The organism is Exiguobacterium sp. NPDC077395 (assembly GCF_050269125.1).
GTDB lineage: Bacteria > Bacillota > Bacilli > Exiguobacteriales > Exiguobacteriaceae > Exiguobacterium > Exiguobacterium aestuarii_A.
The window spans coordinates 640,114-660,876 of sequence record NZ_JBNNHU010000001.1 but is presented as its reverse complement, the minus strand read 5'-3'; the positions used below and the strand labels follow the sequence as shown (position 1 = coordinate 660,876).

At 52.2% G+C, this 20,763-nt stretch carries 19 protein-coding genes; 7 read left to right on the top strand and 12 right to left on the bottom strand.

Features of this window, described 5'->3' with window-relative positions; all coding sequences use genetic code 11:
- Window positions 1-365 precede the first annotated feature (365 nt).
- Both ACQKD4_RS03410 and glpK read left to right on the top strand, forming a co-directional pair.
- Window positions 366-1,073 (top strand): MIP/aquaporin family protein, encoded by a 708-nt coding sequence (locus ACQKD4_RS03410; RefSeq protein ID WP_214746002.1) that lies wholly within the window; start codon window positions 366-368, stop codon window positions 1,071-1,073.
- Between the two features lie 28 nt (window positions 1,074-1,101).
- Window positions 1,102-2,619 (top strand): glycerol kinase GlpK, encoded by a 1,518-nt coding sequence (glpK, locus tag ACQKD4_RS03405; protein ID WP_214786928.1) that lies wholly within the window; start codon window positions 1,102-1,104, stop codon window positions 2,617-2,619.
- 67 nt (window positions 2,620-2,686) lie between these two features.
- Here the strand turns inward: glpK and ACQKD4_RS03400 are convergent, their stop codons facing one another.
- From ACQKD4_RS03400 to cspD, 12 genes are all read right to left on the bottom strand, one after another.
- Entirely contained in the window at window positions 2,687-3,826 is a 1,140-nt protein-coding gene (locus tag ACQKD4_RS03400; RefSeq protein ID WP_427372484.1) for a PDZ domain-containing protein, read from the bottom strand.
- 43 nt (window positions 3,827-3,869) lie between these two features.
- Window positions 3,870-5,273 (bottom strand): S41 family peptidase, encoded by a 1,404-nt coding sequence (locus ACQKD4_RS03395; RefSeq protein WP_427372483.1) that lies wholly within the window; start codon window positions 5,271-5,273, stop codon window positions 3,870-3,872.
- Window positions 5,274-5,374: 101 nt separating this feature from the next.
- Window positions 5,375-6,706: a murein hydrolase activator EnvC family protein gene (locus ACQKD4_RS03390; RefSeq protein WP_427372482.1), complete on the bottom strand. Its 1,332-nt coding sequence runs from the start codon at window positions 6,704-6,706 to the stop codon at window positions 5,375-5,377.
- Window positions 6,707-6,729: 23 nt separating this feature from the next.
- Complete coding sequence (ftsX, locus tag ACQKD4_RS03385) at window positions 6,730-7,632, bottom strand: permease-like cell division protein FtsX (protein WP_214760056.1); 903 nt, start codon at window positions 7,630-7,632, stop codon at window positions 6,730-6,732.
- Window positions 7,622-8,308: a cell division ATP-binding protein FtsE gene (ftsE, locus tag ACQKD4_RS03380; RefSeq protein WP_427372481.1), complete on the bottom strand. Its 687-nt coding sequence runs from the start codon at window positions 8,306-8,308 to the stop codon at window positions 7,622-7,624. Before ftsE ends, ftsX begins: the two co-directional genes overlap by 11 nt.
- A 353-nt stretch (window positions 8,309-8,661) precedes the next feature.
- Window positions 8,662-10,269: a BCCT family transporter gene (locus tag ACQKD4_RS03375; protein ID WP_214693593.1), complete on the bottom strand. Its 1,608-nt coding sequence runs from the start codon at window positions 10,267-10,269 to the stop codon at window positions 8,662-8,664.
- Between the two features lie 113 nt (window positions 10,270-10,382).
- Window positions 10,383-10,718 carry a cytochrome c551 gene (cccB, locus tag ACQKD4_RS03370; protein WP_012726941.1) on the bottom strand — a complete coding sequence of 112 codons (336 nt, stop codon included), beginning with the start codon at window positions 10,716-10,718 and terminating at the stop codon, window positions 10,383-10,385.
- Window positions 10,719-10,826: 108 nt separating this feature from the next.
- The gene (locus ACQKD4_RS03365) at window positions 10,827-11,684 is read right to left on the bottom strand and encodes a YitT family protein (protein ID WP_214693594.1); all 858 of its coding nucleotides are present in this window, start codon (window positions 11,682-11,684) and stop codon (window positions 10,827-10,829) included.
- A 61-nt stretch (window positions 11,685-11,745) separates the two neighbouring features.
- On the bottom strand, window positions 11,746-12,846 hold the full coding sequence (prfB, locus tag ACQKD4_RS03360) for a peptide chain release factor 2 (RefSeq protein ID WP_214693596.1): 1,101 nt from the start codon (window positions 12,844-12,846) through the stop codon (window positions 11,746-11,748).
- Between the two features lie 55 nt (window positions 12,847-12,901).
- Window positions 12,902-15,424, bottom strand: a complete 2,523-nt coding sequence (gene secA, locus ACQKD4_RS03355; protein WP_214760051.1) for a preprotein translocase subunit SecA — start codon at window positions 15,422-15,424, stop codon at window positions 12,902-12,904.
- Between the two features lie 139 nt (window positions 15,425-15,563).
- Window positions 15,564-16,127, bottom strand: coding sequence for a ribosome hibernation-promoting factor, HPF/YfiA family (gene hpf / locus ACQKD4_RS03350; protein WP_214687196.1), 564 nt, complete (start codon window positions 16,125-16,127; stop codon window positions 15,564-15,566).
- 304 nt (window positions 16,128-16,431) lie between these two features.
- The gene (gene cspD, locus ACQKD4_RS03345) at window positions 16,432-16,629 is read right to left on the bottom strand and encodes a cold-shock protein CspD (RefSeq protein ID WP_012726946.1); all 198 of its coding nucleotides are present in this window, start codon (window positions 16,627-16,629) and stop codon (window positions 16,432-16,434) included.
- A gap of 272 nt (window positions 16,630-16,901) precedes the next feature.
- On the opposite strand from cspD, the gene ACQKD4_RS03340 reads away from it, so the two are divergent.
- From ACQKD4_RS03340 to ACQKD4_RS03320, 5 genes are all read left to right on the top strand, one after another.
- Complete coding sequence (locus tag ACQKD4_RS03340; RefSeq protein ID WP_214745974.1) at window positions 16,902-17,396, top strand: competence protein ComK; 495 nt, start codon at window positions 16,902-16,904, stop codon at window positions 17,394-17,396.
- A gap of 74 nt (window positions 17,397-17,470) precedes the next feature.
- Complete coding sequence (locus tag ACQKD4_RS03335) at window positions 17,471-19,186, top strand: hypothetical protein (protein WP_427372480.1); 1,716 nt, start codon at window positions 17,471-17,473, stop codon at window positions 19,184-19,186.
- A 9-nt stretch (window positions 19,187-19,195) separates the two neighbouring features.
- Complete coding sequence (locus ACQKD4_RS03330) at window positions 19,196-19,486, top strand: EscU/YscU/HrcU family type III secretion system export apparatus switch protein (protein WP_074033686.1); 291 nt, start codon at window positions 19,196-19,198, stop codon at window positions 19,484-19,486.
- Window positions 19,483-19,863 (top strand): flagellar export chaperone FliS, encoded by a 381-nt coding sequence (fliS, locus tag ACQKD4_RS03325; protein WP_224861752.1) that lies wholly within the window; start codon window positions 19,483-19,485, stop codon window positions 19,861-19,863. Before ACQKD4_RS03330 ends, fliS begins: the two co-directional genes overlap by 4 nt.
- Window positions 19,847-20,749 carry a flagellin gene (locus ACQKD4_RS03320; RefSeq protein WP_427372479.1) on the top strand — a complete coding sequence of 301 codons (903 nt, stop codon included), beginning with the start codon at window positions 19,847-19,849 and terminating at the stop codon, window positions 20,747-20,749. Before fliS ends, ACQKD4_RS03320 begins: the two co-directional genes overlap by 17 nt.
- Window positions 20,750-20,763 lie beyond the last annotated feature (14 nt).

The following is a 20,763-nucleotide window of genomic DNA, read 5'->3' as shown; positions in this document are numbered from 1 at the left end:
TAAGCCTTTTCTCTTATATATCATCATTTCTTTTTCCGTTACCGTCTTAAAAGAAACATCAAATCTTGTTACGTTCATCCTTCGAGAATTGCTTCACAATCGTTTTTGCAGCATAGAACACGGAAAGTCGGATCCTGGACCTTGTTCCTATTCGATTGAAATTCCCATGATTTTTAAAAAGGGATGCCAAAATCATATACTTCTCGCGCTATATCTGACTCTTTATGTGAAGTTTACAGGTGTAAATGTGAACATTTGTAGGAAAAAAGTAGGATTTTTGAAAAACACCGTTTTAAAACGCTTACATTTTGGGCATATAATGAAGTGGTAAGTCAAATTGCATAAGGGAGAAAGGGGAGTATCACATGTCAGCATTTGTAAGTGAAATTATCGGTACGATGCTATTGATTCTGCTCGGTAACGGTGTCGTCGCCGGCGTCGTCCTCCGCCATTCCAAAGCGGAAAACTCTGGATGGATTGTTATCACCATGGGTTGGGGTCTTGCCGTTATGGTCGGGGTCTACGCAGCCGGTATTTACGGAGGCGCACACATCAACCCTGCCGTCACGATTGGTCTCGCGACAGCAGGCGAATTCCCATGGGCCGATGTCCCACTCTACATCCTTGCTCAGTTTATCGGGGCGTTCATCGGGGCATGTTTGGTATATGTCCATTACAAGCCGCATTACGATGCGACGGACGATCCAGGCTTGAAACTCGCAACGTTCTCTACTGCACCAGGTATCCGAAGCACACCGTACAACTTGATTGGTGAGATTATCGGAACATTCGTCCTCTTGTTCGCGTTGTTGTCATTCGGGGCAAACACATTCGCAGACGGACTCAATCCGCTCATCGTCGGTTTCTTGATCGTCTCAATCGGTCTCTCGCTCGGTGGTACGACGGGGTATGCGATCAACCCGGCACGTGACCTTGGGCCACGTATCGCGCACGCCATTCTTCCGATTAAAGGAAAAGGCTCTTCAGACTGGGGCTATTCATGGATTCCAGTTGTCGGTCCGATTATCGGTGCTGTCATCGCCGCACTCGTTTACGGTATTCTCGTCCCTTAACACATAATTTTGAAGGAGGAAATCACATATGGCGAAAGAAAAACGTTATATTTTAGCATTGGACCAAGGAACGACAAGTTCACGGGCAATCATTTTTGATCATGATGGAAAAATCGTCACAGTCGCACAGCGCGAATTTAAACAATACTTCCCAAAACCAGGCTGGGTTGAGCATAACGCCAATGAAATCTGGGGTTCTGTCCTCGCCGTTATGGCGGAAGCGTTCGGTTCGGCGGATATCGACCCGAATGAAATCGCAGGAATCGGGATCACGAACCAACGTGAGACTGCGGTCGTTTGGGAAAAAGAAACAGGACGCCCTGTTTACAACGCGGTCGTTTGGCAATCACGTCAAACTGCTGATATCTGTGAAGAGCTAAAAGCGGCAGGTCACTCGGACATGGTTCGTGACAAAACGGGTCTTCTCATCGACGCCTACTTCTCAGGTACGAAAGTCAAATGGATCTTGGATAACGTCGAAGGTGCTCGTGAGAAAGCCGAGAACGGTGAACTTCTCTTCGGAACAATCGACACATGGCTCATCTGGAAACTCTCAGGTGGTAAAGCCCACGTGACAGATTATTCGAACGCATCACGTACACTCATGTACAACATTTACGAACAGAAGTGGGATGACGAGTTACTCGAAATCTTGACGGTACCGAAATCGATGCTTCCTGAAGTCAAGCCATCGAGTGAAGTTTATGCGAATACGATCCCGTATCACTTCTTCGGATTCGAAGTACCGATTGCCGGAGCCGCAGGTGACCAACAGGCTGCCTTGTTCGGTCAGACGTGCTTCGAAAAAGGTGAAGGAAAGAACACATACGGAACGGGTTGCTTCATGCTCATGAACACGGGCGAAGAAGCTGTCAAATCAGATCACGGTCTATTGACGACAATCGCGTGGGGCTATAACGGAAAAGTCGAATATGCGCTCGAAGGTTCAATCTTCGTCGCCGGTTCGGCAATCCAATGGCTCCGTGACGGATTACGGATGTTGAAATCAGCGAAAGACTCGGAGCAGTATGCGACACGAATCGAATCGACAGAAGGCGTCTATGTCGTACCTGCCTTCGTTGGTCTCGGTGCACCATACTGGAACTCTGACGTGCGTGGTGCCATCTTCGGTCTCACACGCGGAACGGAGAAAGAACAATTGGTCCGTGCGACGATCGAGTCACTCGCTTATCAGACACGCGACGTCCTCACATCGATGGAGAACGACTCAGGCATCAACTTGAAGACACTCCGCGTCGATGGTGGAGCCGTCAGCAACAACTTCCTCATGCAGTTCCAATCGGACATCCTCGACGTTCCGGTCGAACGTCCTGAAGTGAGTGAAACGACTGCACTCGGTGCAGCTTACTTGGCAGGTCTCGCTGTTGGTTTCTGGAAAGACCAAGCAGAGATCAAAGACCAGTGGAAACTCGATAAGAAGTTCGAGCCGAACATGGACGAGTCTCATCGCGAAGCACTCTACAAAGGTTGGCAACACGCGGTCGAAGCAACGATGGCATTCAAACCATCAAAACTTGACGTATAAGTGGCAAGGGCATCCTCACGGGTGCCCTTTTCGTATGCAAAAAAAGAGTACCCTGTGAAGGATACTCTTACAATTTACGAAGTCGGACACGCGGGCTTGTCGGCTCCCCGACGAACAAGATACCGAGTTCGTGTGGATCGGTCTCATACATCGCCCGTTGAACGAAACGGATATCTCCGTTCAGATTCAACACCTCGAGCTTGATGTACGGTTTATGTTGCTGGAGCGCCTCATAAAAACTGTGCCCTCCCGTGATGATTGTGCCATTCACTTTATAGATGGATTCACCTGGGATGAGCTGCATCGCCTCTCCTGGTGAATTCGGAAGCGTGTCCACGATGACCGCCCCACGATTTCCATTGATGAAGACAGGTGTCGTACCGCGATTCTCTCGTTTGATCCACTGAAGCCCAAGCTCATAAAGAACGAACAAGGCGAACAGCGCATAGTCGACATACGGGATCTCCCATACATACGAGAGACCGAATAGAAAGAGAGCGATCAAGGCGAGTACCCCGCGATAGTTGCTCAATCGTGCGAGAAGCGTCCCCGGTAAGGCACCGGTCGACAGTAAACTGACCCCGATCGGAATCGGAAGAATGATCGGCACCATCGGCCAGTCGAGGCCGAACGTCGGCGGCAAGAAGACGACGAGCGGGAAAAACCAAATGCGTTTGACGACATGCCCCCCGATGAACTGACCACGTTTCGATAAAATCAGTGTCGGGGACGTCTCTTTCGGCCCGTTCCAGCGTAAGAGAATCGCTTCCGCGAGTGTGACGAGTCCGAACGTGAGCGCGTAGACCGTCCAATCGACCCGAGCGAGCTCTCTCACCCAGTCACTGAGCGCCCCGTAAGAGACGACATCTCGCAACATGACGACCGCAAACAAGACAAAGAGTGGAAGCACCGGATTGAAGAATCGCGGATGCATCGTCAATACCACGAGCGTATAGAGCACCGTGAACGAGACGGCCCATTCAAACGTGATGGTCGTCTCAAGTAGAATCGTTGCGGCCGATGAGAGGACCGCTAGAAGAAGACTCGGCCAGATGAAATGCTTCCATTCCGACTTCGGCGAGCGTCGTCTCGAACGAAACATGGCTCGTTCTCGTTTGACTCGTGTCATCGATATGTATGTAAGGGCGACGAGCGTCACCCAAAACAGCGGACTACCTAACAACGTCAATAAAGCCGTAACACTCATTCGTACAACTTCCACGCGGTCCAATCCTTTCTTTCATTCAACGTTATTTTGCGGCTTCTTCGAGCGCCCGGTTCAATTGGGCATCGTTCGCCTCATCTTGAATCGCCTCGAGCAATTTCGATTCGAGCGCCGAAGCGGTCTCTTCATCGACTGTCCCAGAAGCCTCGAGACCATTGTCTGTCTGGAATGCTTTCACGGCATCTGCCATCGTGTCGCCATAGTATCCTGGTTGACCGCCCGGCTCATAACCGATTCCCGTCAAGATTTTATGCAAGTTCGAGACGGCATCGCCGTAATCTCCGACTTTTAGTGACTCTTCTTCTGTCAACACACGGGTCACATTGAAGTAATCCGGTTGTTTCACTTCGATGTCCGGCTTAATCCCTTTTTTATTGATCCAGTTCCCGTCCGGCGTGAGCCATTTGCTCGTCGTCAACTTCAAGTTGCTGCCGTCCTCCAAATCGAATGCCGTCTGGACGACGCCCTTCCCGAACGTTTTCGTCCCGATGATCGTCGCGCCTGCCCCTTCTTTCATCGCACCCGTCAAAATCTCGGATGCCGAGGCAGAGCCCTCATCCGTCAAGACGAATAACTCATACGGCTTCGCTTCGCGGGCGCGACCGTTCTGTGCGTCACGGTCCCCGTCCGCATTTTCGATTTGAACGACCGGTTTTGATGTCGGTACGAATCCTTCCGACATCTCGATGACGGCTGGCAAGAGACCTCCCGGGTTCCCACGTACGTCGATGATCAAGCTGTCGATATCTTCTGACTCGAGTTGCTCGAGTTGTTCAAGGAACTCATCGGCCGTCGGTTCTGAGAACTGCGTCACTTGCAGATAGCCGATTTTTTTACCGTCTTGCTCCTTCACTTCTGAGAACACCGTTTCGATTGGAATCGTGTCACGCGTGATCTCATAATCCGCCGTCTGACTGCCACGGCGAATCGTCAACGTGACGGTCGTTCCTTTTTCCCCACGGATGAGCTGGACGGCTTCCTGGACGTCCATCCCTTCGATTGACTCCCCGTCGACCGCCGTGATGATATCCCCAGGACGAAGGCCTGCCTCCTCAGCCGGAGCGCCTTTGATTGGAGCGACGATTAAGATGTCTTCTCCTTTCTTCTCCAAAGTCGCGCCGATTCCTTCAAAACTCGATTCAATCGAGTCGGTAAATTGCGATGTTTCTTCCGCGTCCAAGAAATCCGAATACGGGTCATTGAGTGCTGCCGTCATACCATCGAGCGCACCGGTCAATAAATCCTCTTCCGAGATGTCTTGTAACGAATGTTCCTCAATCAAATCACGCACTTGGTCGACTTTATCCCAGCCTTCCGCATTCGTCTGAATCGGAAGTGATGTGTCTGTAAACGCCATCGTCGCAAGGCCTGCACCGGCCCCAGCCACGAACGTTGTGCCAGCGAGTAGTCCTGCGGTTGAATTTTTCACGGGTTGGTCCCTCATTTCTCTTTGTAAGTCTTTTCATTAGTATAGCAAAAACGAGAGGAAAAGCGGACGCGTTCCACATATTTGGGACGCGTCCGCTTTAGTCAGTATCCAATATACGGGGCTGGGTCAATCGCATTCGGTTGTCCCGGTGCCCATTTTCCTCGATGTAGCTCAAAATGGAGATGCGGTCCAGTCGACCAGCCGGTGTTGCCGAGCGTCCCGACCGTCTGCCCTGCTGCGACTTGTTGACCGGCACCGACCGTGATCGCGTTTAGATGGGCGTATACCGTCGTCCAAATTTCTCCGTTCATGACGTGGGAGACGAAGACGACGTTCCCATATCCGGTCGCCGGCGCCGCCTTGATGACGACACCCGGTGCGCTCGCGACAATCGGTGTTCCTTGGGCGTTAACGAGGTCAATCCCCTTATGAATCTCAGGGACACCTGTCAACGGATTGTTCCGCGGTCCGAACGGGCTCGAGACGTAACCAGAAACGGGACGGACGAATCCAGTCGAAGTGGATACGTTCGTCGGTGTTTCAACAGGCGGTGGCGTCACTTCAGGTGCCGCGACCTCCGTCTCCGCTTCCCGCGCCTCTCTTTCGGCACGTGCCCGTTCTTCAGCTGCACGTGCCTCGGCTTCCCGCTTCGCACGTTCTGCCGCTTCAGCGGCTTCTCGTTCAGCAGTCGCGATCGCCTCAAGCTGTTCACTGATGATCCGGTTCTGTTCGGCCATGACGGCTTGTTCTTCGCTGCGCGTCATTTTTTCGAGTTCGAGCTGCTCGACTTGTTCGTTCAGTTCGACTAACAAGTCACGTTTCTTCTCGGCCGTCCGGTCAAGGTCTTGTTTCGTGATGACGAGTTCACGCTCTTTTTGTTTGATGAAAGAGAGCTGGGTACGCTGTGTCGTCTCTAACGACTCGAGACGTTCCATCTCACTCATATAATTATGTATGAGCTCCCGGTCCTGCTCAGCGATTGTGCGGGCCGTCATGACCCGGGTCACGAAATCGCCGAAGGAACGGGACTCAAAAATGACTTGTAAATAAGAAGAATCTTCATGCACTTGTAAGACGCGAAGGCGCTCGTTTAACAGTTCCTTCTGACTTTCCAAGTATTCTTGCTGAACGGAAAGTTGTTGGCGGGTCGCCTCAAGCTCTTCACGGGCCGTATCGACCTCGTGCTGTTGAATCGCGATTTGTTCACTCAAATCATTCAAGCGGTCATCGACGACGAGAATTTCCGTCTGCACGGCATCCCGTTCTGCCTCGGTGACCTCGAGCTCGGCATCCGTCTCGGCCTGCGCTTTTTTCGACTCCTCCAATTCATTGGACAGTCGGTCTTGTCGAGCTTTTAACGTGTCTTTCTCTGTCGCCATGACCGGCATGGCAAGTAATGATACACACAACCCTAGCGCAAGCGAACGTTTCATCCGCCAACTCCTCCTTATTTAAGTTAGATTTTCAAGAAGCGACCGAGCGATGTCGTCGATCCCCAGATCCCGATGAACGCACCGAGTGCAAGTAAGACGAGCGATACTTGTACCGTGAGCGTCGATGGATCAATCAACTTAAATATATCACTATTCAATTGATCAAGCGATGGTTGTAAAGCACTATATGCGACGTCATATCCGAAATAAATGACGAGAATCGGGACGAGAGCACCAAGCATACCGAGAAGCAGTCCTTCGATAAAGAACGGCCAGCGGATGAAGCTGTTCTTCGCTCCAACGAGTCGCATGATTTCAATCTCACGACGACGTGAGAAGATGGTCATCTTGATCGTGTTCGAGATTAAGAACATCGCCATCAATGTCAATCCGACGATCAACGCGAGTCCACCGATGCGAATCCCGTTGAAGAAAGCAAACATTTTGTCGATGTAGTCTTTTCCGTACTTCACATCGTCGACATTTTCGAGTGAACCGACCGACTTGGCCACTTCCTCTAGTTCTGTCGGGTCTTGCGCTTTGACGATATAACGGGCATGGAGAGGGTTGTCTTTCTCAACCGTTCCGTATGCTGCCGCATCGTCCCCGAGTTGGGTCTGGAACTTCTGAAGCTCATCCTCTTTCGAGCTGAACGTGACCGTCGAGACGCCCGGCACCTGTTCAATGTTCTGTCCGAGTTTCTCTACCGAGTTCTCATCCGCTGTCCGGGTGATGAACACTTGAATCTCGACATCGTTCTCGACGTTGTCCGAGATTTCATTGACGTTGAACATGACGAGTGCGAAGACACCGACAAGCAACAAGGTGATTGTCACGGCACTGATTGCCGCGAACGACATCCATCCATTACGAAGTGTTCCTTTGAACCCTTCACGCAAATGGCGCAATCCAGTCTTAAACATCATAGCCATATGCTCCTTTCTCTTCATCGCGAACTACTTTCCCATTCTCAATCGCGATGACGCGGTGACGAATCTTATCGACGATGTCACGGTTGTGCGTCGCCATGACGATTGTCGCCCCGCGGCGGTGAATTTCTTCAAACACTTCCATAATGCCCCATGCCGTTTCCGGGTCCAAGTTCCCCGTCGGCTCATCGGCGATGATGAGTTTTGGTTTATTCACAATCGCCCGTGCGATTGAGACACGTTGCTGCTCTCCACCTGAGAGTTCATCTGGATAGTTGCGTGCCTTGTTTTTCAATCCGACAAGGTTCAACACATCCATGACTTGTTTACGAATCGACGTCGCGTCTGCCCCGACGACTTCTAATGCGAACGCAACGTTCTCATAGACAGTGAGTGTCGGAAGCAACTTGAAGTCTTGGAAGATGACGCCGAGTTGGCGGCGCAGCTTCGGTACGTGCCGGTCTTTCAATTTTCCGACATCTAGTCCGTCAATCAACAATTGACCGCCTGTCGGTTTCTCCTCACGATAAATCATCTTCATGAAGGTCGACTTTCCGGCACCGGAAGGCCCGACCACATAAAGGAACTCGCCGTCGCGAATCTCTAGATCGAGGTCATCCATGGCTACGACGCCGTTTGGATATACTTTACTGACTTTTTGCATCGAGATCATAACGTATTCCCTACCCTTTTTTTAATATTTGTATGCATCTATGACGAAGTTGAATCAATTGTTTTAGTTACTGTATATTTCGCCTAGAGTCTTTTTTACAGGAAACGACTCCCGCTGTCAAGGTGTCGTTTTTTCATATTCGCCTGGTCAAAAATTCATCTAGGGCATAGTTGAAGCGACTACAATTATATCAATCCAACTTTTAAAAGACCATTACAGGATTGTTTCAGTTCGATTGAGTTCAGTGGGAAAATGTCGCGAAGAACCTCACTTTCTCTATATGTAAGAAAAAGTTGAAACCGCACTTCAAAAGGGTGCTCCCGTAGGAACACCCTTCACGATATCGTCAATAATTAGTCATGTGGTTTTTCTTTCAATGCGTCAAACGGAGACTTTTTCCGTTTCCGATATTTGATATGGATTGTCGACGATTCATAATCATCGGAGGCTCGGATATCCCGACTCGACACCCGGACGAACGACCAGGCCAGGAGGAACATGATAAAGATCAGCGGGAACCCACCGACGATACTCGCCGTCTGTAGCGTATCAAGTCCGCCGAGGAACATGAGCGTCAGCGGCATGATCGCGAGTGCGAACGCCCAGAAGAGACGGTTCCAGACGATCGGCTCGTCCTCGACATGCTTCTGTGTGACCGACGCTAAGATGTAAGACGATGAATCGAACGTCGTCGCCAAGAAGATGATGGCGAGAAGCGTGAAGACGCCGACGACAACCTTCCCGAACGGCAACTGGCTGATGATGGCGATGATCGTCGGAGCCGGTCCGTTCGCAGCCATATAGCCGACGACATCGAACGTGCCACTCAAGTGGAGGTACAGTCCGTAGTTCCCGAGAATCCCGAAGAACAGGATACAACCGAGCGTCCCGTACACCATCGTCCCGAAGATCATATTCCGAATCGTCCGGCCACGCGAGATGCGGGCGACGAACAGTCCGACGAACGGTGCGTATACGAGCCACCATGCCCAATAGAACACGGTCCAAGACTCAGGGAACCCGGTTGTCGTGAATCCGCCGAAATCACCGAACGGCTCCATCCACGTCGCCATACGGAAGAAGTTGTCCATGACAATCCCGACTCCGTTGAATGTCGTCTCCAAAATGAAGCGTGTCGGTCCAAAGATGAAGACGAACGTCAAAATCCCGAGCGCGAGCCAGATGTTCAAGTCACTTAGTACTTTGATTCCGCCCTTCAGTCCGATATACGAACTGACGGCAAAGATGACGGTACAAATCAACATGATGACGGCTTGCATGCCGAGCGTGACCGGAATCCCGGTCAGTTCGTTGACCCCTTCGGCAATCATCGGCGTCCCGAGCGCGAGCGTCGTCCCGGCACCACCTAATAACCCAAAAATAAATAAGATATCAATCAATTTGCCGAGTGGTCCGTCCGCCCATTTGCCAATCACGGGACGTACCGCTTCACTGACTTTCAGTACTGACTTTTTACGGACATAGAAGAAATAGGCGATTGGCAATGCCGGTAACGTATAGATTGCCCAGGCAATCGGACCCCAGTGGAACATGCCGTATGCCGTCGACCATTGGATCGCTTCAGGTGACTCTGGTGTCAATCCGAACGGTGGTCCCTCATAATAGTAGACCCATTCAATGACTGACCAATAAAGGATACTCGACCCGATGCCGGCAGCAAACAACATCGCTGCCCACGAGAACGTACTAAATTCGGGTTCTTCATCTTCACGACCTAACTTGATGTGGCCATTCTTACTAAAGGCAATAAAGATCAAAAATCCGAATGCACCTAATCCCATCGCTAAGTACAACATTCCGAAGTTAGAGGTCATGTATTCGTTCGCCGCCCCGACCCAGGCCTTACCGGTCTCTGGGAAGAAGATGAGCGGTAGCGTCACCCCTAACAGTAATACAAACGAGCCGATAAAAGTCGGCCAGTCAATCAGTTTCGTCTTCAATTGTCATCACTCCATTTCCATAACATCTACTACTACCCTAACAATAATTCCCCAAGCAATAACACCCCAAACAAAAAAGCATGAGGTAAATATTCACCTCATGCTTACGTGTCTTATTTTTTCTCAGCGAGCCAAGCGGCAACTGCCGTGATCTCTTCATCGTCTTCGAGGACGTTCGCAGGCATCGCGCCTTGACCGTTACGAATGACGTTTTCAATCTCTTCTGCCGACAGACGAGCACCGACTTGCTCGAGTGACGGACCACTCATTCCTTCAAGGTTTGCACCGTGACATGCCGCACAGTTTTGTGCGTATACCGCTTCCGCGTCAACCGATGCCGTGTTCGAGCCCGAATCCCCGTTGCTCGACGTGTCCTCTTCTTCGCCGCCGCCACATGCGCCGAGAGTCAGCATGGCGCCGAGGCCGATGGCCATCATCCATTTTTTCATAACCACGTTCCCCTCCTAAGTTGTAGAAATGACCTACATTTACCATTATAGCCGTTCACGTATACTTTCTAACCTAATCTCACGAAAAGTACACAAAGATTCCACAACTTACGGGACGTTGATGTAGCGTTTATCCGACGTGAACCCTTGTCCGAGAACCTCGTGCGCCTCGCTGAAGACGAGGAACGCCTCCGGGTCGATCCGACGGATGATCTCTTTCAGACGGCTCACCTCGCTCTGACGGACGACGATCATGAGCATCGGACGGTCGAGACGAGAATACGCCCCGATTGCCTGAATCTCCGTCGCGCCACGGTCGAGCTCCTCAAAGACGGCCCGGACGATGAAGTCCCGCTTCTCCGAGATGACATACGCCATTTTGTCCTGCGTGAACCCGAGCTGGACGAAGTCGATCATCTTGACCGTGATGAATAACGCGATGAGTGCATAGAGCCCGGTCGAGAACGAGAACGTGACAGCAGCGGTCAAGACGACCATACCGTCGAGGATGGCGATACAAAGATAGAGCGGGATGTGCGTGAACTTATGTAAGATCTGTGCGATCAAGTCCATCCCGCCTGTCGAGGCACGTCCTCGGAAGATGAGCCCGAGTCCGACACCGACGCCGACTCCACCGAAGATGGCGGCGAGTAACGTGTCGTTCACGGCAGCTCCCGCATCGATTGCCTCATAAAATAGGATGACACCCGGTAAAAAGATGGAGCCGACGAGCGACTTCACGCCGAAGCCGAGACCGAGGATGGCCCATCCGATGATAAGTAGCAACACGTTCGCCACGAGCTGGAACGCCCCCGGCGAGATGCCGAACAGTTCATACGTGATGACCGAAATCCCGCTCACCCCGCCCGACGCAAGGTTATTCGGCAACAGGAACAAGCTGAAGGCCGAGGCGACGAACACCGAGCCCGTCAACAAATACAGATAGTCTTTGACGATTTGCTTCATTAAAGAAATTCTCCTTTACAGACAACGTGGCCCAAAGACGGATGTCTTTGAGCCACATGCATCACATATTTGTTTTACGAAGGTAAGCATCGATGAACGGCATGACGTCGCCATCCATGACACCACTTGTGTTTCCGACCTCGTGGTTCGTACGGTGGTCTTTGACCATCGAATACGGGTGGAAGACGTATGAACGGATTTGGCTACCCCAACCGATGTCCGTTTTCTCCCCACGGATCTCGTCGAGCTTACGTTGTTGCTCGTCGAGTTCGCGTTGGTACAATTTCGCTTTCAACATCTTCATCGCCGACTCACGGTTCTTGATCTGTGAACGTTCTGTCTGACAAGAGACGACGACGCCCGTCGGCACGTGCGTGATCCGGACGGCAGAGTCTGTCGTGTTGATGTGCTGTCCGCCGGCACCTGACGCGCGGTATGTGTCGATGCGGAGGTCTTCTGTGCGTACTTCGATTTCGATGTCATCATCGAATTCTGGCATGACGTCACATGACACGAACGACGTGTGACGACGGCCTGACGAGTCGAAAGGCGAGATGCGGACCAAACGGTGAATCCCTTTCTCCGCCTTCAAGTAGCCGTACGCGTTGTGCCCGACGATGCGGAGCGTGACCGACTTGACGCCCGCTTCTTCACCAGGAAGGTAGTCGACCGTCTCGACTTTCCAACCTTGCTTGTCTGCGAAGCGCTGATACATCCGAAGGAGCATCGATGCCCAGTCCTGTGACTCGGTACCGCCCGCACCCGGGTGTAATTCCAAGATCGCGTTGTTCGCATCGTACGGTCCGTTCAAGAGGATCTCGAGTTCGAAATCGTCGAACTCTTTCTTGAGCGATTGAATCGTCTCCGCGAGCTCTTCTTGCATCTCGGCATCCGGCTCTTCTTTGATGAGTTCGAGCGTCACTTCGCCGTCCTCATGTTGTGTCGCGAGGTCTTGATACTTGTCGACCATCGCCTTGAGGCCGTTCGACTCGTCGATGACTTTTTGCGCCTTCTCTTGGTTGTCCCAAAAGTCAGGGTACGTCATCTCGTTCTCGAGCTCGGCGATGCGTGCTTCCTTCTCCGTTAAGTTGAGCGAAGCTCTGTAGTTCTCGAGGCGCTTCGCCATCGCCTCAAGTTCGTTCCGAATATCTGAAATTTCCATAGTGTTGATTCACCTTTCCGTAGGAAAGAGGCGAGCGGACCCGCCTCTTCAATAATTAAGCCTGTTGTCTACCGTGACAGTTCTTGAACTTCTTACCAGACCCACACCAGCACGGATCGTTCCGGCCGATGCTGTCTTCTTTCGAACGACGGACCGGTTTTTTCTTGACCGGTGCGTCTTCCTTGCCTGAGACGGCGACTTCTTCTTCGACGACTTTCTCGCGTCGGAGGTTGTCCCCGACTTCGGCACGGAGCACGAAGCCTGTCACTTCTTCTGAGATGGCTGCGTTCATCGCATCGAACATGTTGATCCCTTCCGCCTGATACTCGCGGAGCGGGTCGTTCTGTCCGTATGCACGGAGATGAATCCCTTGACGCAACTGATCCATGTGGTCGATGTGAGACATCCAGTGCGAGTCGACGGCACGGAGCACGATGATCTTCTCGAACTCGTTGAAGCGCTCAGGCGGTGCGAGTTGACGTTTCGCCTCGTACTGCTCGTTCACGCGCTCCATGAGGAGTTCGATGATCTCTTCGCGTTCTTTGCCGAAGAAGTCTTTGCCTTCGACCGTACGCTCGAGCGCGAGCGTCTGGTTCGCCCAGTGCGCGAGCTCGTCGATGTTCCACTCTTCTGGCACGAGTTCGATCGGCGTATATTGACCGACACCGAGTTCGACCGTCTGTGCCATCATTGAGCGGACGATGTCTGTGACCGACTCGTTCTCGAGGATGCTCGAGCGGTCTTTATACATGACCTTCCGTTGGTCAGCCATGACGTTATCGTAACCGAGAAGCTGTTTACGCGCATCGTAGTTATTTCCTTCGACGCGTTTTTGCGCCGATTCGACGGCTTTCGAGACCATACGGCTCTCGATCGGTTGCGTGTCGTCCATACCGAGACGCTCCATCATGTTCTGGAGGCTGTCCGTTCCGAAACGACGCATGAGCTCATCTTCGAGTGACAAGTAGAACTGGGATTTACCCGGGTCCCCTTGACGACCTGAACGACCACGGAGCTGGTTATCGATCCGGCGTGACTCGTGACGCTCTGTCCCGATGATATAGAGACCACCGAGGTCGATGACACCTTCGCCGAGCTTAATGTCAGTACCACGACCGGCCATGTTCGTCGCAATCGTAACCGAGCCTTTTTGACCAGCGTTCTCGATGATTTCCGCCTCACGCGCGTGGTTCTTCGCGTTCAAGACGTCGTGACGAATCTTTTTCTTCGTCAAGAGCTTGCTCAAGTATTCAGACGTTTCGACGGCGACCGTACCGACGAGGATCGGTTGACCAGTCGCGTGGACCGTCGCGATCTCCTCGACGACGGCTTTGAACTTCCCTTCCATCGACTTGAAGATGAGGTCTGAGCGGTCCTCACGAAGAATCGGTTTGTTCGTCGGAATCGTCACGACTTGCATGTTGTAAATGTTACGGAACTCTTCTTCCTCCGTCTTCGCCGTACCGGTCATCCCGGCAAGCTTCTCGTACATACGGAAGTAGTTCTGATACGTGATTGTCGCGAGCGTCATCGATTCGCGTTGAATCTCGACGCCTTCTTTCGCCTCGATCGCCTGGTGAAGGCCTTCCGAGTAGCGACGTCCGTCCATGACACGCCCGGTGAACTGGTCGATGATCATGACTTGTCCGTCACGTACCATATAGTCGATGTCGTGATGCATGACCGCGTTCGCACGAAGGGCGAGCCCGACGTGGTGGTTGACCGCGACGTGCTCGATGGCGAACAAGTTGTCGATGCCGAAGAACTTCTCGGCGAGGTCGACCCCTTGGTCCGTCAAGAGGACCGATTTCGTCTTCACGTCGACCGTGTAATCGTCTTCCTCTTTTAACGTACGGACGAATGCATCTGCACGCGTGTAGAGTTCCGTCGATTTTTGGGCCGATCCTGAGATGATGAGCGGGGTACGCGCCTCATCGACGAGGATCGAGTCGACTTCATCGACGATTGTATAGTAGAGCTCGCGTTGCACACGGTCTTCCTTATAAAGAACCATGTTGTCACGGAGGTAGTCGAATCCGAGCTCGTTGTTCGTCGAGTACGTGATATCACAATTGTAGGCCGCTTGTTTCTCGACACGGTCCATGTTCGACACGTTGAGGCCGACCGAGAGACCGAGTGCGAAATAGAGCGGCTCCATGAGTTCTTTATCTCGCTTCGCCAAGTATTCGTTGACCGTTACGACGTGTACGCCACGGCCCGTGAGCGCGTTCAAGTAGACCGGAAGTGTCGCAACGAGCGTCTTCCCTTCACCGGTTTTCATCTCGGCGATGTCACCGTTGTGGAGCACGTAACCCCCGATGAGCTGGACACGATAGTGACGCATGCCGAGCACACGCTCTGATGCCTCACGACAGACCGCGAACGCCTCTGGCAAGATATCGTCGAGCGTCTCGCCTTTCTCTAGGCGTGCACGGAACTCTTCCGTTTTCGCTTGAAGCTGTTCGTCTGACAATGCTTTGATTGGTTCGGCGAACGACTCGATCAAGTCGGCCGCTTTCTCTGCTTTTTTCAATACTCGTTTCTGTGGAGCAAATAACTCTTTCAAAAAGTTCGCCATACTCATATCTCCTCTGCACTCACTAAAAAATGCATGTTTTTTCCCTAATGTACAGTTTAACCGAAGTGGTGCCACCTTTCAAGGAAAGGCAAAACGAAACGACCCTCCGAAGCCGGAGGGTCGTGTAAGGTCAAGTATATTATTCTGGTTCGATCAAGCCATACTTCCCATCTTTACGACGGTAGACGACGTTCGTGTTGCCCGTTTCCGCGTCAGAGAAGACGAAGAAGCTGTGACCGAGCATGTCCATTTGAAGAATCGCCTCTTCCGTGTCCATCGGTTTCAATGTGAAGCGTTTCGTCCGTACGAGTTCGAGTTCTGCCTCGTCCTCATCGTAGACGGCCGGTGCATCATCAGGTCCTTCGAGGGACTTGAAGTACTCGCCGACGCCACCTTCTTTCCCGCGTCCTTTACGGTTGAGTTTCGTTTTGTGTTTACGGATTTGACGTTCCAATTTATCGACGACGAGGTCGATTGCCGCGTACATGTCGAGGTTGATGTCCTCGGCACGGAGCAACAAGTTCGGCATCGGGATCGTCACTTCCACTTTTTGTTTCTCGTTATACACTTTTAAGTTGACGTAAGCCGTCTGTGCATCCGTAGGAGTTGTGAAATACCGAGTCAACTTCTCCAGCTTTTTCTCGACATAGTCTTTGATTGCTGGTGTGACCTCAATGTTTTCGCCGCGAATGTTATAAATCATCTGAACTCCTCCTTAAAATAACCGCTTGAACCAATGATTCGTCGAACGTGACGGAATCTCCTGCTTCATTTCTAAAAAGAAAGTGGAACCAGGTGGCTCACTAATATTATACCCCGAAATCGCTATGTTTGAAAACGTTATCATCAGAAAATAATGACAATTTTGTTCCGAATTCAACATTTCCTACAACAAGCGAAAGGTATAGAAAGAAAATACCCATTCCACCCATTTTTAAACGCGTTTTTTCATTATGCAGACAAAATAAAAAGCCGACTCCCGAGGGAGCCGGCTTCACGGTTTGAAATTATAATTTTACAACGTTAGCCGCTTGTGGGCCACGCTCGCCATCAACGATTTCAAACTCTACGTCTTGACCTTCGTCAAGTGATTTGTAGCCTTCAGATTGGATTGCTGAGAAGTGTACGAACACGTCTTTGCCGCCTTCTACTTCGATGAATCCAAAACCTTTTTCTGAGTTAAACCATTTTACTTTACCTACCATGTGTAAATCCATTCCTTTCACCATTGGAGAATACAGAGGGTTGTCCTCTACGGCTAATCTTACCACCTTCTTGTAAGCGTGACAAACACTTTCTCAAATATTTGTAAACGTTTCGTCATTTGGCTTTCATTGGAATTCTATTTCCCTACTTTTCATATTGTCTTGTTGAATTTACATTTTTTGTGATATATCATTGAAGGGATGATTTAGGTTTGTGCCGTTTGTCATTTAGCCGATCCTGAAAATCTAATACGAGGAGGATGGTGCAGCGTATGCGCTCCTACTATTCTGAGGAAAAATATCGCATCACAAAGCGAACCGTGGCGATTCTCCCTTGCTTTGACATTATGAAGCAGTCACGGATCATTCTCGAGGATGGCACCGAGATTTCAACCCCGCTCCGGCCGTACCAGTTGTTGCAACTTTCTTGCCGCCAGTACAACAGCTCGATCGAGGAACGAATCTTCATCGCCAAACGCGTCGCCGGCGTAAAAGGGAAAGTCCCTGTCGTGATCGAACCGACAACCGGACTCGTCTTCTTCCCGACGAAGTCTCCGAAGCGAGACGATTGTGAATGGTATGCCTGGTCCCATATTCGAGACATACTGAACATCGAGGAGGAGCCGAACGGCCTCGTCCTCACAAAAGATGGACATCAAATCCAGACGAACGCGACACCGTACGTCCTTCGGAACCAACTGAAAGCGACAGGAGAACTCGTCGCCCGGTTCCAACAATTGAATGCGAGCCCAGCGCTTGAATCATGACACGCCTTCCGTCGAAAAGACGGAAGGTTTTTTTCGTTTGTTTCGCTTCATTTTTTGAAAAAGAGGTCGATATTATGGTCGAGGTGACAAACATGCAAATTCAAGCCCAAGCGACCGCCGTCAGTTCGGTCTTACCAGGCATCCAGACGAACCGGACCTATAAGGCCGAACTCGTCAAACAGACAGGCCCCGACTCCGCGATCGTCAAGATCAACGGCGAAGAAGTCGAGGTCACATTCAAAGACGGGCTTCCGAAGACGAACCCGTTCCACGTGACGCTTGCCGAACAGGACGGCGTCTTGCTCGCGACCGTCGTTCCACAAAAGGAAGAGACGCTTGAACCCGCACCACCTGCATCGTCAAAGCTCGACACGAAGATCCAGACGCTCCTCGCTTCCCTTCCACCCGAAGTCCGAAGCGCCGTCAGCCGTCTGCTCCAGTCCGGGCGTTTGCCGATGAACGAGGACACGGTACGCCTCCTCGAGACGGCTTTTAAAGGGGACATGCGCGACGTCATCCTTCATCTAAAGACGCTCGACACTCAAGTCGTCCCGCGTGAGATCGCACGAGAGATCGCCGTCCTTTCTTTAACTGAGGCGAGACAACTCCTCACACCACCATCACCAGACGCCCCGTATCCTCAAAAAGAGCGATACGTCGAACTCGTCAACTTATCACGTCCCGTGAGCGAACGGGTGACACCGACGCCTGAGACGATCGACCGGGTCATCCGAGACTTCCCTACCCCACCGAAGATGGAGCGCAACGAACCGTTGCCGCTCCCTCCGGTGAACGGACGACAAGTGATGGTCAAGGAAGTGACGAGCCATCTCGCGAACGTGACGAACACGTTCCGAAACGAACAGGCGACGGTGACGAAACAACTCGGACAGGTCTCCGCACTCATCGAAACGAACCCACATGCGGCACGTCCCGCGCTCGAGACTGTTTCGACACGCTTGACGCAACTCGTCCAAAAAACGGATGCGCTCCTTCACACGGATGTGACACAGGAAAAACAACTCGTCTCCATGACCGCGAAACTCGACCTCGCCTTGTCGTTACTCTCGACAAAGCCACAAGAGAGCGCGGCACTCGTCAAAGACGTACGGGCGACGTTGAACGACTTCCGCTACGCACCGAACCAGGCACGGATCGAATATATCCCTCACGGTGCGATGCGCGCCGGGGAGATCCCGAGCGTCACACCGCTAAAACTTGACGCGACACTATCCGGTCGGCACGTCCAGGAAGTGACGCAACGTGTCCAGGCACAGGCCCAGCTCGCACAGGCGAACAACACGCCGACGTCCGCATTATCGGTGCGAAGCGACACGACAAACCCTGAGGCGCAGCGACTTGCGTCATTCCTTCAGGTCCAACAGACGCTCAACCGCCTCGATGGTGGACAGCTCCACCAGCTCCTCTTCGCCCTTCCGGCGAAAGTACAGGAGATTGACACCGGGATTCACGTCCATATCCAAAACCGCGAGGCCGGTGACGTCGTCGACTGGGAGAACAGCGTCCTCTATATCCGCTTAGAAACACCTCGCCTCGGCGAGATCGGCGTCAAGCTCGAAGCGAAAGACCGGAACCTCCGCCTCACGCTCGAGCATGACGATGCGACGGTTGAACGACTCGCTCGCCCGCTCCTCGGCAAGATCGAACAGACGCTCGAGACGATCGGCTATAAGAGCGTGACGACCCAGTTCAAACCGCTCACGAAAGCCGAACGCGTCGTCGATGAGCCGAAGCCGGCCCCGACGACCGGCTATGACTTCAGAATTTAGGAGGCCACGATGTACCAACGCATGGATTTGACGAAACGAAAGACGGCCGCGGTCGTCCGCTATGACGAATCGACGGACAAAGCGCCCGTCGTCGTCGCCCGCGGAACGGGAGCCGTCGCCGAAAAAATTCTACAAGAGGCACGTGCCCGAGGCGTGGCGGTCGAGAACGACCATTCCTTGCTCGGACACCTGCTCGACCTCGACTTAGGGGACGCCATCCCCCCGCAACTGTATGACGTGATGGCGGAAGTGTTGCTGTTGATAGAAGAACTCGATTCCATTAAAGGAGAACCAAGATGAACCCAACCCAGTTATATGAAATGAGGCCTGAAGAACTGACACAGGCGATGTTACACGCACTCACGTATCATTACGAACGCGCCCAAGGCTCGACAATCGCTGAACGAAATCGTCATCTACGCCAAGCGCGCGAGCTGTTAGTCAAGCTCCATCAAGGACTTCATGACGGCGGTGGCATCATCGCGGCGCAACTTGATGAAATCTATCTCTATATGGCGAACGCCAGCGTCGAGGCAATCATCGACCAGGACCAACAAAAGATCGCCGAACTACATACACTCGCAAGCGACCTCGACAAGACGTGGAGCGAAGCGATGGAACGCGCGAAAACACAATCTGTCCCGACTGGAGGAAATCGCTATGAAAATTACCAATAACGTCCAAGCGTTAAAAGCCTATACGTCACTCTCGTTGAACCAGGCGTCGATGAAAAAGACGATGGACCGCCTCTCGAGCGGGGTGCGCATCAACAAGGCGTCAGATGATGCGGCAGGACTCGCCATCTCCGAGAAGATGCGGATGCGTCTCGACTCGCTCTCGATGGCCGAGCGCAACACGCTCGACGGCATCTCGCTCACCCAGACGCTCGAAGGCGGGCTGAACGAGACGCATTCCCTTCTCCAGCGCATGCGTGAACTGTCGGTCCAAGCGGCGAACGGGACGCTCAGCGAGGACGATGCGAAAGCCGTTCAAGAAGAGATCAACGCCTTGACGGAAGAAGTGACACGAATCGCCGAGACGACGGAGTTCAACTCGAAGAAGATCATGAACGGGGAATACATGCAGGGTGCGAGCACGCTCTTCTTCCAAATCGGAGCCGGCAATAACGAGGCTGTCATTTTGAACGTCGAAGACATGCGCGCGCACGCGCTCGATATCACGACGACGACAGCGGGTGGTGGAGCGTTATCTCCTGTCGACCATGACAATGATCAAGCGACAGCATCTGAAACTTACTATTCGCTCAGCGTATTGACGCCAGACAAAGCTGGAGAAGCGATTGCGAAGTTCGATGCAGCCATCAACCGTGTGTCACTCGAGCGCTCGAAGCTCGGGGCCATCCAAAACCGGCTTGAGGCGAACGTCAGCGTCGTCGCCATCGGTTCTGAGAACTTGACGGCGTCCGAGTCACGAATCCGTGATGCCGACATGGCCCGTGAAATGATGGACTTCGCCCGACTCAATATCTTGAATCAGTCCGGCATGGCGATGATTGCGCAGTCGAACGCATTGCCGCAAGGCGTGTTACAATTATTGAACTAACCTAAAGAAAGGAC

Excerpts from the sequence above, each read along its gene's own strand:
- ACQKD4_RS03410 (WP_214746002.1), top strand. The coding sequence starts at position 366 with ATGTCAGCATTTGTAAGTGAAATTATCGGTACGATGCTATTGATTCTG.
- glpK (WP_214786928.1), top strand. The coding sequence starts at position 1,102 with ATGGCGAAAGAAAAACGTTATATTTTAGCATTGGACCAAGGAACGACA.
- ACQKD4_RS03400 (WP_427372484.1), bottom strand. The coding sequence starts at position 3,826 with ATGAGTGTTACGGCTTTATTGACGTTGTTAGGTAGTCCGCTGTTTTGG.
- ACQKD4_RS03390 (WP_427372482.1), bottom strand. The coding sequence starts at position 6,706 with ATGAAACGTTCGCTTGCGCTAGGGTTGTGTGTATCATTACTTGCCATG.
- ftsX (WP_214760056.1), bottom strand. The coding sequence starts at position 7,632 with ATGATGTTTAAGACTGGATTGCGCCATTTGCGTGAAGGGTTCAAAGGA.
- ftsE (WP_427372481.1), bottom strand. The coding sequence starts at position 8,308 with ATGATCTCGATGCAAAAAGTCAGTAAAGTATATCCAAACGGCGTCGTA.
- cccB (WP_012726941.1), bottom strand. The coding sequence starts at position 10,718 with ATGAAAAAATGGATGATGGCCATCGGCCTCGGCGCCATGCTGACTCTC.
- ACQKD4_RS03365 (WP_214693594.1), bottom strand. The coding sequence starts at position 11,684 with ATGAAGCAAATCGTCAAAGACTATCTGTATTTGTTGACGGGCTCGGTG.
- prfB (WP_214693596.1), bottom strand. The coding sequence starts at position 12,846 with ATGGAAATTTCAGATATTCGGAACGAACTTGAGGCGATGGCGAAGCGC.
- secA (WP_214760051.1), bottom strand. The coding sequence starts at position 15,424 with ATGGCGAACTTTTTGAAAGAGTTATTTGCTCCACAGAAACGAGTATTG.
- hpf (WP_214687196.1), bottom strand. The coding sequence starts at position 16,127 with ATGATTTATAACATTCGCGGCGAAAACATTGAGGTCACACCAGCAATC.
- cspD (WP_012726946.1), bottom strand. The coding sequence starts at position 16,629 with ATGGTAGGTAAAGTAAAATGGTTTAACTCAGAAAAAGGTTTTGGATTC.
- ACQKD4_RS03340 (WP_214745974.1), top strand. The coding sequence starts at position 16,902 with ATGCGCTCCTACTATTCTGAGGAAAAATATCGCATCACAAAGCGAACC.
- ACQKD4_RS03335 (WP_427372480.1), top strand. The coding sequence starts at position 17,471 with ATGGTCGAGGTGACAAACATGCAAATTCAAGCCCAAGCGACCGCCGTC.
- ACQKD4_RS03330 (WP_074033686.1), top strand. The coding sequence starts at position 19,196 with ATGTACCAACGCATGGATTTGACGAAACGAAAGACGGCCGCGGTCGTC.
- fliS (WP_224861752.1), top strand. The coding sequence starts at position 19,483 with ATGAACCCAACCCAGTTATATGAAATGAGGCCTGAAGAACTGACACAG.
- ACQKD4_RS03320 (WP_427372479.1), top strand. The coding sequence starts at position 19,847 with ATGAAAATTACCAATAACGTCCAAGCGTTAAAAGCCTATACGTCACTC.